11 protein-coding genes are annotated in these 12,175 nt (G+C 47.1%); 7 read left to right on the forward strand and 4 right to left on the reverse strand.

The features are described from left to right. Positions 1-156 precede the first annotated feature (156 nt). From tkt to KNO85_RS05870, 4 genes are all read left to right on the forward strand, one after another. Complete coding sequence (tkt, locus tag KNO85_RS05855; protein ID WP_214787739.1) at positions 157-2,148, forward strand: transketolase; 1,992 nt, start codon at positions 157-159, stop codon at positions 2,146-2,148. Positions 2,149-2,273: 125 nt separating this feature from the next. Further along, complete coding sequence (locus KNO85_RS05860) at positions 2,274-2,507, forward strand: YneF family protein (protein WP_012726454.1); 234 nt, start codon at positions 2,274-2,276, stop codon at positions 2,505-2,507. A gap of 124 nt (positions 2,508-2,631) precedes the next feature. Further along, on the forward strand, positions 2,632-4,386 hold the full coding sequence (locus tag KNO85_RS05865) for an ABC transporter transmembrane domain-containing protein (protein WP_214789826.1): 1,755 nt from the start codon (positions 2,632-2,634) through the stop codon (positions 4,384-4,386). Continuing rightward, the gene (locus KNO85_RS05870; protein WP_214787742.1) at positions 4,376-6,139 is read left to right on the forward strand and encodes an ABC transporter ATP-binding protein; all 1,764 of its coding nucleotides are present in this window, start codon (positions 4,376-4,378) and stop codon (positions 6,137-6,139) included. Before KNO85_RS05865 ends, KNO85_RS05870 begins: the two co-directional genes overlap by 11 nt. A gap of 77 nt (positions 6,140-6,216) precedes the next feature. Here the strand turns inward: KNO85_RS05870 and KNO85_RS05875 are convergent, their stop codons facing one another. Further along, positions 6,217-6,399, reverse strand: a complete 183-nt coding sequence (locus tag KNO85_RS05875) for an aspartyl-phosphate phosphatase Spo0E family protein (RefSeq protein ID WP_214787745.1) — start codon at positions 6,397-6,399, stop codon at positions 6,217-6,219. Between the two features lie 188 nt (positions 6,400-6,587). Here KNO85_RS05875 and KNO85_RS05880 point away from each other — a divergent pair, with 188 nt between their 5' ends. After that, positions 6,588-7,286: a cytochrome c biogenesis CcdA family protein gene (locus KNO85_RS05880; RefSeq protein WP_012726450.1), complete on the forward strand. Its 699-nt coding sequence runs from the start codon at positions 6,588-6,590 to the stop codon at positions 7,284-7,286. A 19-nt stretch (positions 7,287-7,305) separates the two neighbouring features. Continuing rightward, entirely contained in the window at positions 7,306-7,758 is a 453-nt protein-coding gene (locus KNO85_RS05885) for a CcdC family protein (protein WP_214789828.1), read from the forward strand. Positions 7,759-7,791: 33 nt separating this feature from the next. Here KNO85_RS05885 and KNO85_RS05890 read toward each other — a convergent pair whose 3' ends face one another. The 3 genes from KNO85_RS05890 to KNO85_RS05900 all read right to left on the reverse strand — a co-directional run bounded on the left by KNO85_RS05890 (position 7,792) and on the right by KNO85_RS05900 (position 10,363). Continuing rightward, positions 7,792-9,351 carry a solute symporter family protein gene (locus KNO85_RS05890; RefSeq protein WP_214787747.1) on the reverse strand — a complete coding sequence of 520 codons (1,560 nt, stop codon included), beginning with the start codon at positions 9,349-9,351 and terminating at the stop codon, positions 7,792-7,794. Then, a complete protein-coding gene (locus tag KNO85_RS05895; RefSeq protein WP_214787751.1) occupies positions 9,348-9,677 on the reverse strand; it encodes a DUF485 domain-containing protein in 330 nt (109 codons plus the stop codon). Before KNO85_RS05895 ends, KNO85_RS05890 begins: the two co-directional genes overlap by 4 nt. A gap of 254 nt (positions 9,678-9,931) precedes the next feature. Then, positions 9,932-10,363, reverse strand: a complete 432-nt coding sequence (locus KNO85_RS05900; RefSeq protein WP_074033193.1) for a DUF2621 domain-containing protein — start codon at positions 10,361-10,363, stop codon at positions 9,932-9,934. 178 nt (positions 10,364-10,541) lie between these two features. On the opposite strand from KNO85_RS05900, the gene KNO85_RS05905 reads away from it, so the two are divergent. Beyond that, positions 10,542-12,140 (forward strand): peptide chain release factor 3, encoded by a 1,599-nt coding sequence (locus KNO85_RS05905; protein ID WP_074033192.1) that lies wholly within the window; start codon positions 10,542-10,544, stop codon positions 12,138-12,140. Positions 12,141-12,175 lie beyond the last annotated feature (35 nt).

Consider the following 12,175-nt stretch of genomic DNA (forward strand, 5'->3'; position numbering starts at 1 on the left):
TATACACGAACGCTCATCAGACGAACGGATTTCGGTTCATTTCATGCAATTGAAGGAAACGATTTCAATGAATGTGTTATACTAATTAATTAGTTGTGACACACGAATGAGTGTGATAAAATATGACGGGTAGAAAACCTTCTTAACACAGAGAGGATGAAATTAGTGGAAACAACTACTAAAGAATTATTAGCGATTAACTCGATCCGGACGCTCTCAATTGATGCGGTCCAAAAAGCGAACTCTGGTCACCCAGGGATGCCGATGGGTGCTGCACCTATGGCGTTTACACTTTGGACAGACAAAATGCGTCATAACCCGAAAAACCCGAACTGGTTCAACCGTGACCGTTTCGTACTTTCGGCAGGCCATGGATCGATGCTCTTGTATTCGCTCCTTCACTTGTCTGGATATGATTTGTCGATGGACGACCTTAAATCATTCCGTCAAATGGACTCGAAGACTCCTGGTCACCCAGAGTACCGTCATACGGCTGGTGTAGATGCGACGACGGGACCGCTTGGACAAGGGATTGCGATGGCTGTCGGGATGGCCATGGCAGAGAAGCATTTAGAAGCGACTTACAACCGCGACGAGTTCAACGTCGTTGACCACTACACGTTCGGGATTTGCGGAGATGGAGATTTGATGGAAGGTGTTTCAGCGGAAGCAGCATCACTCGCTGGTCACTTGAAGCTCGGTAAACTTGTTGTGCTTTACGATTCAAATGATATCTCGCTCGATGGCGATCTTCACAAGTCGTTCTCTGAAAGCGTAGAAGACCGTTTCAACGCATACGGATGGCAAGTCATTCGTGTTGAAGACGGAACAGATATCGATTCAATCGCAAAAGCAATCGACGCAGCGAAAGCTGAGACGTCAAAACCAACATTGATTGAAGTGAAAACGGTCATCGGATTCGGTTCACCGAACAAGTCAGGGAAATCAGCCTCACACGGTGCACCACTTGGAGACGCTGAAATCGAATTGACGAAACAGTTCTATAAATGGGAAGGCGAGTCGTTCTACGTGCCGAACGAAGTATACGACTTGTTCAACGAGAAAGTTGTCGAGCCTGGCGCAAAATACGAGTCAGACTGGAACGAACTCGTAGAAGCATATAAATCGGCACACCCAGAACTCGGTGCACAGTTCGAGCGTGCGATGAACAACGAACTTCCTGAAGGTTGGGACAGTGAGTTGCCGACATTCGAAATCGGTTCGAAAAAAGCAACACGTCAAACGAGCGGTGAAGTGTTGAACGCAATCGCAAAAGCAGTACCGACACTCTTCGGTGGATCGGCTGACCTTGCCGGTTCAAACAACTCGATGATTAAGGGTGCAGTGGACTTCGATGAAGATCCAGCTGGACGTAACATCTGGTTCGGTGTTCGTGAGTTCGCAATGGCGGCAGCTGTAAACGGAATGGCACTTCACGGTGGCGTACTTCCTTACGGTGCGACATTCTTCGTCTTCTCGGATTACCTTCGCCCGGCAGTCCGTCTTGCTGCACTCATGGGACTCCCATCGACGTTCATCTTGACGCACGACTCAATCGCAGTCGGTGAAGATGGTCCGACACACGAGCCGGTTGAACACTTGATGAGCTTCCGTGCGATGCCAAACCTCTCTGTCCTTCGCCCGGCAGACGGTAAAGAAACGATTGCTGCTTGGAAACAAGCTGTGACATCGAAAACGACACCGTCACTTCTCGTCTTGACTCGTCAAGCGTTGCCTGAGCTTGAAGGCACATCGATTGAAACGGCAGGAAAAGGAGCATATGTCGTTGCAGGAGAATCGAAAGATGCAGACGTCCTCTTACTCGGAACAGGTTCGGAAGTACACGTTCTCGTCGAAGCGCGTGAACAGCTCGCGTCAGAAGGTGTGAATGCGGCAGTTGTTTCAATGCCATCATGGGAACTCTTTGAAGCTCAATCTGCTGAATATAAAGAGTCTGTCCTTCCATCTTCAATCACGAAGCGTGTATCACTTGAAGCGGGTGCGACACTTGGATGGTACAAATATGTAGGATTCGGTGGAAAAGTACTCGGAATCGACAAGTTCGGAGCTTCTGCACCTGGAGACCTTCTTATGAAGGAATACGGGATGTCAGTCGACAACGTCGTCAATGCAGTGAAATCACTTTAATTGAATGCTAGAATGTTGTGGCGGTCGCTCATTTGGCCGTCACTTTTTTTCTGCACGACTAGCGAAGTTGTTCAATTTAGTGTATAGTAAAAAACGATGTTTCATATGGTAGAGGAGGTAAAGCCTTGAGTACATTATTCTGGATTCTTCTTGTCGTGGCAGCACTCATCGGGGGTATCGCGATTGGATTCTTCATCGCGCGTAAATACATGATGAACTACCTTGAACAGAACCCGCCAATCAATGAAGATATGATTCGTACGTTGATGATGCAAATGGGTCAAAAGCCATCACAGAAGAAAGTCAACCAAGTGATGCGCGCCATGAACGTGCAGATGAAAAACGAAAAGAAATCATAATCAGTCATGAAAGCACTTCGGTCTCCGAAGTGCTTTTTTGCTTCCTCTTTTTGTTAGACAATCGAACAAACTTTCGCTACGATTAATGAATAATCTTCATGTGAAGACAAAGGGGGCGTTTCACATTCGTGTATTTAAACAATTATCTTGGTTTTTACGTCTCGAGTGGAGGACGTATGCACTTGGCATCGTCTTACTCGTATTCGTAGCGGGATTAGAATTAATTCCACCGCGCATCATCGGACGAATCGTCGATGAAATCAACCGGGGTTCACTTTCGTCGAACACGCTTTGGATGTTGCTAGGCGGTCTGGCTGCCGTCGGAATCGGAAATTATGTCGCCCGCTTCTTTTGGCGCTATTTTATCTTCGGCGCTTCAATTCGACTGGGGAGAATGCTTCGAAGCCAACTGTATCGGCACTTTACCGATCTTGATCAACGATTTTACAAAAAGTCACGTGTCGGCGACCTGATGGCTCACGCGACAAACGATGTACAAGCCGTATCCATGACGGCAGGGGCAGGGATTTTAACACTTGTCGATAGCGTGACGCTTGGAACGTTCGTCATCATCACGATGATTACAACAATCAGTTGGAAGCTCACGCTCGTCGCCTTGCTCCCACTCCCGATCATGGTCGCTCTGACGACACGATATGGGAAGATGTTACATAGCCGATTTGGGGTCGCCCAAGCGGCATTTTCAGAATTGAATGACAAAGTACAGGAAAGTGTGAGTGGGGTTCGTGTCTTGAAGTCGACCGGGGAAGTCGAACGAGACGTAGACTCGTTCGAGAACTTATCGAGTGAGGTCATGGCAAAAAACGTACGGGTTGCCAAAATCGATGCCCTGTATGATCCAACTATCTTTGGTATTGTCGGTTTGTCGTATATCCTTTCAGTTGGCTATGGGGCGGTCTTGATTGAACAAGGTGAATTGACAATCGGACAAATTGTAAGCTTCACTGCCTATTTGGCACTATTGACGTGGCCGATGTTAGCTTTTGGATGGCTCTTCAACATCGTCGAGCGTGGACGGGCGTCATACGACCGGATTGAACGAATGCTCGCCGTCAAACCAGAGATTCAAGATGACCGGATGGCCGCCACGACACTTGCACACTCAGAGGTGGAAGTCGATGTGCGAAACTTTGCGTATGACGATACGGTTGTACTCCATGATGTCCATTTTCGGATTGAGCGTGGGAAGACAATCGGGATTGTTGGAAGGACAGGTGCAGGTAAGACGACGATTGTCCGTCTGTTGACCCGTGAGTATGACGTAAAAGATGGAAAGATTAAAATCGGAGGCATCAATATCCGCCAAGTGAAAAAATCACTGTTAATGGACAAAATTGCGGTCGTGCCACAAGACCATTTCTTATTCTCGGATTCGATTGCGAACAACATCGCTTTCGGAAAACCTGAGGCGAGCATGGAGGAAATCATCGAGGCGGCCAAAGTCGCTGAGGTGCATGAAGATATCGTCCGTCTCCCTGAAGGGTATGCGACACTCGTTGGGGAACGTGGAGTGACCTTGTCAGGTGGACAGAAACAACGTATATCCATTGCGCGTGCGCTCATGACTGAAGCGGATGTCTTAATCTTAGATGATGCGCTATCTGCCGTAGATGCGAAGACGGAAGAGTCCATCATCGAACACTTCCGTGTCGGAAATCCTGATCAAGCTCGTGTCATCGTTGCGCATCGCCTCTCTGCTGTGGAACACGCGGATGAGGTCCTTGTGATCGAAGACGGGAAAATCGTACAGCGTGGGCGTCACGACGAATTGCTTAGAGAAGCAGGTTGGTATCGTGAAACGTATGATCGCCAACAACTTGAAGCGATTGTAGAAGGGGGTGGACATGATGAAGCATGATGTTCAAGAATGGGAAGTCATCAAACGGTTACTCAGCTATGCGAAGCGTTACGGAAAGTCACTCAGTGTCGCCTTCGTTTTTCTATTGATTGCGACAGGTGCTAAGTTGGCTGGTCCTTTTTTAATCAAAGTATTCATCGATGAATTTGTCACTCCCGGTGTCTACCCGACGAACTGGGTCATTGCACTCTTCACGGTCTATATGGTTCTTCACTTATCGGCGATCTTATTTGACTATCTGCAATCCATCTCATTCCAGAAGATTGCATTGAAGATTGTTCAAAACATACGAATGGATATTTTCCGCCACGTCATGGGGATGCGGCTCGCTTATTTTGATCGAACACCAGCGGGCGTCCTCGTATCAAGAATCACCAATGATACGGAGGCAGTAAAAGAACTGTACGTCGGAGTGATGAGTACATTCGTGCAGTCGGCTGTTCAATTGATTGGGACGTATATTTTCCTATACATATTAGAACCGCCGCTTGCGACGATGGGACTCGTCTTATTGCCGCTCTTCTGGCTCATCATTTGGGCATATCGTCGTTTCTCAACGAAATATTTCGCGCAAGTGAGAGACCTGTTGTCACAGCTAAACGCCCAGTTGAACGAATCAATCAACGGCATGGGGATTATCCAACAGTTTCGTCAAGAAGAGCGCCTCATTCGTCAGTTTGAAGAGACGAATGAGGCGCACCAGGAGGCACGATATCGCAACTTAAAGCTCGACAGCATGTTGCTACGACCAATCATCGAACTCCTTCTTGCTTTCTCAATCATTGGGTTGCTTGGATATTACGGGGTGCTCTCGATGAGTGAACAAGTTCAGGTCGGGGTCGTCTACGCGTTCATCAGTTACATTGAACGGATCTTCCGACCTGTCCTCGATATTATGCAGCGATTGAGTGAGTTCCAACAAGCCGTCGTCTCGGCGGACCGGGTCTTTAAAATCTTAGATACGGATGAACCCGCTCCAGGGAAACAGATGCCGGGCGAGGCAAAGGTTACAGAAGGAGAAGTGCGATTCGAGGATGTGACATTTAGCTACGACGGAGAAGTCGACGTATTGAAACAGATTTCATTCGTTGCAAAACCTGGTGAGACGGTCGCGCTCGTTGGACACACCGGAAGTGGGAAAAGTTCAATCATCAACCTTTTGACCCGCTTTTATCCGTATGGAACTGGTCGAATCACGATTGATGGACAGCCGCTCGAGCAATTTGAAGAGCAAGAACTTCGTCAACAGGTCGGACTCGTATTGCAGGATCCCTTTTTATTCACCGGGACGATTGAAGAAAATCTGAAACTATTCAATCCAAACATCGATTCAGAACGTGCTCGTGAAGCTGCCGAGTTCGTCCAGGCACACACATTCATTGAGAAGTTAGATGCGGGGTATGGACACGTCGTCGGAGAGCGTGGCGCGACATTTTCGAGCGGCGAACGGCAATTGCTCGCATTTGCCCGGACTGTTGCCCGTAATCCAAAAGTACTCATTCTTGATGAGGCAACGAGTTCAATCGATACAGAAACGGAAGAACGTGTACAGATCGCGCTCGACCGCATGCGCCGTGGCCGTACTACGATTGCAATCGCTCACCGGCTATCAACGATTCAAGATGCTGACTTGATTCTGGTGTTGCACCGTGGAGAAATCGTGGAGCGTGGCAATCATCAACAATTATTAAAACAAAATGGTCTATACAAAAAAATGTACGAATTGCAGTCGGGGCAACGTCTGATGTCTTGAATTGGAAAGGATACCTATTGGGGTGTCCTTTTTCCATGGAAAAAAAGCTCGTCACCATAAGTGACGAGCCATCAAGGTTAATTCGAATGCTGATCTTTTTTATGCTTTGATAGGACGTGACGTGTAATGAGAGAGTCAAGTTCTTGACTGACCAAAATGACTTCTGGTGAGGTCCAAGTGTGTGTTGACGCGATTTTATACAGTTCATCACGTTTCTGTTCAATGGCCTGGTGTAGTGTATCTGCTGCGGTGACTGCCACGTTCGTTCCCCCATCATGTAAATTAGAATTTTGCGAACTAGAATATCCAAATCTTAGCACCTACGTTTACAGATGACAAGTTTCATTTCCATTTCAAAAATTACAAAATGATGTTTCATTTCGAAAGAAAAGATTCGAGCAATTTAAATAGGTTTTCGCTATAATGGTCGTGAAAGGTGGAAATCGTCATGGAAGTCACATTATGGCTCGCATTTGGGGCGGGCGTCTTATCGTTTTTGTCACCATGTACGCTCCCGTTATATCCGGTGTTTCTCTCGTATATTACAGGGGTTTCCGTATCTGAATTAAAAAATGAAGGATTGAAACAGCGTACAGCTTGGTTCCACACGTTTTCGTTCTTGTTCGGCTTTTCAATCGTTTTCCTCGTGCTCGGATTATCGACCTCGTTAATTGCTGATGTATTCATCCAATATAAAGATAGTTTGCGGATGTTTGGCGCCATTTTAATTTTCGTGTTCGGCGTCTTTTTGGCAGGTCTATGGCAACCGCAGTTTATGATGCGCGAGAAGAAAATGGATATCGGCGAACGGAAGAGTGGATATTTTGGGACCGTATTAATCGGAATTGGCTTTGCTGCGGGATGGACACCGTGTACGGGTCCAATTTTAGCTGGTGTGATTGCACTTGCCGCGACTAACCCGAGTCAAGGTCTCGGCTACATGTTGGCGTATGTCATCGGTTTCGCGATTCCGTTTTTAGTGATGGTCGCGTTTGTTGGCAAAATCAAGTACTTAGCACGAAACAGTGCGAAAGTTGCAAAAGTCGGAGGCTATTTGATGATGGCATTCGGCGTATTATTATATTTTGACGGAATGAACCGGTTCGCTGCTTGGATGAGCGAGCTTGTCGGATTCACCGGATTTTAAGGGGTTGACCGAGATGTCAATGTTATGGGGGTCGACTCTCATTGCATTATTGATGGGGATCGTGGCTAGTTTCGTTCGTGTGAAAGCATCAGCGAAACCGACAAATGCAAAAAAAATCTTAATTCCACCACTTGCCATGACGACCGGGATGATTCAATTTTTGATTCCTGCATTTCGTTTGTCATGGTTCGAAGTGCTTGAGGCGTTAGCGGTAGGACTAATCTTTAGTCTGTTCCTCATCAAAACGTCAAACTTTGAAAAGCGGGATGGAGAAGTGTATCTGTCACGCTCGAAAGCATTTTTTATCGTCGTATTCGCGCTACTCGCGATTCGTACAGCGATGAAAGTTTGGGTCGGGCATGAAGTCGATATCTTCTCTACAGGTGGGTTGTTCTACTTGATTGCCTGGGGGATGATCGTCCCTTGGCGGATTGCGATGTATCAAAAATATAAACGGATTGCGATCACGTAAAAATGGAGTGGCTCATGGCCACTCCATTTTTGTTTACGATTCTTTTGTGACGGCCACTTCCGTCTCCGCATCGATTCCTGTGTTTGCTTTGACGAGAATACGTTCGTAGTTTCCTGCAACTTCATCGGACTTCGTGACGAGCGTACCGATGATGGCTGCAATGAACCCGAGTGGAATCGAGACGATTCCTGGGTTCGAGAGTGGGAAGAGCGCTTCTCCAATGAAAATGGCTGATCCGTCTGGTGCCCAAAGGTTCGGACTAAGTGCGACTAAGATTAAAGAAGAGAACAACCCGACGACCATTCCCCAGATTGCTCCACCAGTATTGAACCGTCTCCAGAAGATCGTGAAGAGAATGACCGGTAAGTTCGCACTTGCCGCAACAGCAAAGGCGAGTGATACGAGAAACGCCACGTTCATCGATTGAGCAAAGAATGCAAGTCCCATCGAGACGAGGGCGACTGCAACAGAGGCGATACGAGCGGCTTTCACTTGCTCCTTCTCTGTTGCTTCCCCTTTACGAATGATATGACCATAGAAGTCATGAGCAAAAGCAGAAGCGGCCGATAAAACGAGCCCGGCGACGACAGCAAGAATAGTCGCAAATGCGATTGCCGCTACGAAAGCGAACAAGAGATCGCCACCGAGTACTTGCGCGAGGAGAGGAGCTGCCATGTTACCTGCAGGGTTCGCAGCGAGAATGGCATCACGTCCAACGAAAGCTGCTGCCCCGAAACCTAAAAAGATTGTCAAAATATAGAAGGCACCGATGATCCATGTCGCATACACTACCGACTGTCTCGCGGTCGGTGCATCTTTGACGGTGAAGAAGCGAATCAAAATGTGTGGAAGACCAGCTGTACCAAGAACGAGCGCCATATTTAACGAAATCGTATCGAGCGGAAGCTTGAACTTGTTTCCTGGGTTCAGAAAGTCACTACCAAGCGGTGTGGCTTTGCTCACTTCATTGAACATTGTTGTAATCGAGAAATCAAACCGTGCGAATACGAGGAACGAGATGATGGCCGTACCAATCATCAATAAGACGGCTTTTGTGATCTGTACCCATGATGTCGCTGTCATGCCGCCGAACACGACATAGACCGTCATCAATATACCGACAACGACGACACTCGTCGTATATGGGATACCAAGCAACAGCTCGATCAAAGCACCAGCACCTACGAGCTGGGCAATCATATAAAAGATGGAGATGACAATCGCATTCATCGCCGCGACGCCACGCACGCGTGGTTTGTTGAAGCGTGCTGCGATCATATCGGCCATCGTATACTTTCCAAGGTTGCGGAGCGGCTCCGCGACGAGATAGAGGACGACGAGATAAGCCACGAGGAATCCGATGGAATAGAAAAAGCCATCAAATCCAGCTAGCGCAATCATACCTGCAATCCCTAAGAAAGAAGCGGCAGACATATAGTCGCCTGCAATCGCGAGACCGTTTTGGAAACCAGTCAACCCACCATCAGCCGTGTAGAAATCACTGGCGGTTTTCGTTTTTCTTGCTGCGAAGTATGTAATGACAAGGGTGAGACCGACAATGGCAGTAAAGAGGGCAATCGCTGTCCAGTTCATGATTTCACCTCTTCTTTCAATTGTCTCACGAGTGCATCAAACCGGCGGGCACGTCGACTATAGAGTACGCATAATGTCCACGTCATAATAAATTGGGAGAAGGCGAACGCCCATGCCCAAGTGATGTCTCCGACGAGTGGCGTATTCAAAATGGTCGTATAACTTGTTAAAACGGGGAGTGTGAAATAAAAAATGAGTGAGAAGATGATAGCTGGAACGATGAATCGATTTTTTTCACGCATCAATCGATGGAACGTTTCGTGCTCTGTGATCGACGGAGCGGAATGACTACTGGTCGTTTGTGCAACTTGCGTCACGTCATGCATAAAATTCCTCCTAAGCTGTAAGATAAATCCATTATGCGATGTAAAAATGAGAGGAGTCATGCCTTTTTTTCATGTCGAATCCTTCAACATTATTGTAATATTGGTCATACCAATTCATTGTAAGCGTTTTCAATATTGTCTAAAAATTGAACGTTATGTTTGAAAAGTAAATAGTTTGAGAAAAGGTACTTTTGACCCAATAGGCAAAAAGCACAATTCGACAAATAAAAAACTCTACCCAGGTCGGATAGAGTCTATTGCTGAAAATAGTGCTCGTAAGGCGTCCAGTCGATTTGTTCCTCGGCTAGTGCTTTCTTTAAAAACTTATGGTCTCGTTTCGGCGTTGCGGCAATATACCCTTTCACCACGAGTTCGGTCGTCATTTTCTTCGCGCGCGATTCGAGCGCAAACTGGCCGATCTTACCAGCGATTTTTCGGATGGCGACGTCACGAAACAGTTCTGGAACCGGTGAGACGAGTCGGTCTAATAACGTCCGTGTCTCTGGCGTCCATAGGTGTCGTGTTCTCTCTATATAGTCGTCTTCAATGTCTAGAAGGGAACGTCCGTCTTCTTTCGGCATTCGTTTTAAAAACTTACGAAACATGAAGTATCCGCCAATCGTCATGAGTCCAATCATGACGAATCCCCAGAATACAATGAAATACATCATCAAGTTTTCTGGCATCGTCTTTCCCCCGTTCTATACATTCACTTGCTATCATCGTTAGTATACAAAAAAGAATCCATTTGCAAAAGGAGCACGTCTCGTTAGGATAGACGAACTCAACCGATTTCGTTAGAATAGATAGCGTTGCTACGAGAATAAGCATGAAGTGAGTCGAGAAAGGAAAGGTCTATCACATATGAGCCAATTGAAACAAGAAGTCGAGAGACGCCGAATATTCGGGATCATCTCTCACCCGGATGCGGGTAAGACGACATTAACAGAGAAATTACTTTTGCACGGTGGCGCGATTCGTGAAGCCGGTACCGTCAAAGCGCGTAAAAATTCAAAACATGCGAAGTCAGACTGGATGGAAATTGAGAAGCAGCGTGGAATCTCGGTTACATCGTCTGTCATGCAATTCATCTATCAAGATAAAGTCGTATCAATCATGGATACACCAGGTCACAATGACTTTGGTGAAGACACATACCGCGTATTGACATCGGTCGACAGCGCGGTCATGGTCATCGATGCAGCTAAAGGGATCGAGACGCAGACGAAAAAACTTTTCCAAGTGTGTCGGATGCGCGGTATTCCAATCTTTACGTTCATGAACAAATTAGACCGTCAGGCAAAAGACCCGCTCGAATTGATGGAAGAACTTGAGGAAGTACTCGGCATGCCTTCCGTTGCCATCACATGGCCAATCGGGAGTGGGATGCAGTTCGAAGGGGTCTATGACCGGATGAAAAATGAAGTTCATTTGTTCCGCGGAGACAAGTCAACCCTTCAATTAAGTGAGGACGGGGTAAACGACCCGGTGCTCGCTGATCATCTATCTGAAGAAAACTTGACGAATCTTCGCGATGAGATTGACCTTCTCGACGGAGCGGGGAACGAGATTGATGTAGAGGCGATTCAGAGCGGTAAGTTGACGCCTGTATTCTTCGGGACGGCACTCGTTGACTTCGGTGTGACTGCGTTCTTGAACCATTATTTGGAGATGTCTCCAGCTCCAGAAGCCCGTAAATCGAACGTAGGCCCAATCAATCCGACATCAGAAGACTTCAGTGGGTTCGTCTTTAAGATTCAAGCCAACATGAACCCGGCTCACCGTGACCGGATTGCATTCGTCCGCATCTGTTCAGGTGTGTTCGAGCGTGGAATGGACGTCACGCTTACCCGGACTGGTAAGAAAATCAAATTGAGCCAGTCTACACAACTGATGGCCAACGATCGTGAAACGGTCGACCAAGCGTTCGCAGGAGATGTCATCGGGATCTATGACTCAGGTACGTATCAAATCGGGGACACGATCACGACATCGAAGCAAAAGATCGCCTTTGAAGCATTGCCGACTTTCCCACCTGAGTTGTTTATGCGTGTGTCGCCTGTCAACTCGCTCAAGTCGAAACACTTCCACAAAGGTGTAGAGCAACTCGCGCAAGAAGGGGCAATCCAAGTTTATCGAAACGAATACAATGAGATTTATCTCGGTGCGGTCGGCCAACTCCAGTTCGAAGTGTTTGAATATCGTTTGAACAATGAATATGGCGTAGACATCCGGATGGAACCTGTATCGTACAGCGTTGCACGTTGGGTGAAGGACAAGGAATTGAAAGCGTTGAAACCTTTCCAGGACTCACGGAACATGCTCGTTACAGACCGTTGGGAACGTCCAGTCTTCCTTTTCGCGAACGAGTTCACGTATGAGCGGTTCGCTGAACGTCATGCAGACGATTTGACGCTCGTCGAGGCACTTGATGTCAACGAAGAGATTGGAACAGAAGAATAATTTGTAAACACCTCAGTTTTGAGGTGTTTTTTTGT

The sequence above is a fragment of the Exiguobacterium sp. s124 genome (assembly GCF_018617485.1).
Lineage (GTDB): Bacteria > Bacillota > Bacilli > Exiguobacteriales > Exiguobacteriaceae > Exiguobacterium > Exiguobacterium aestuarii.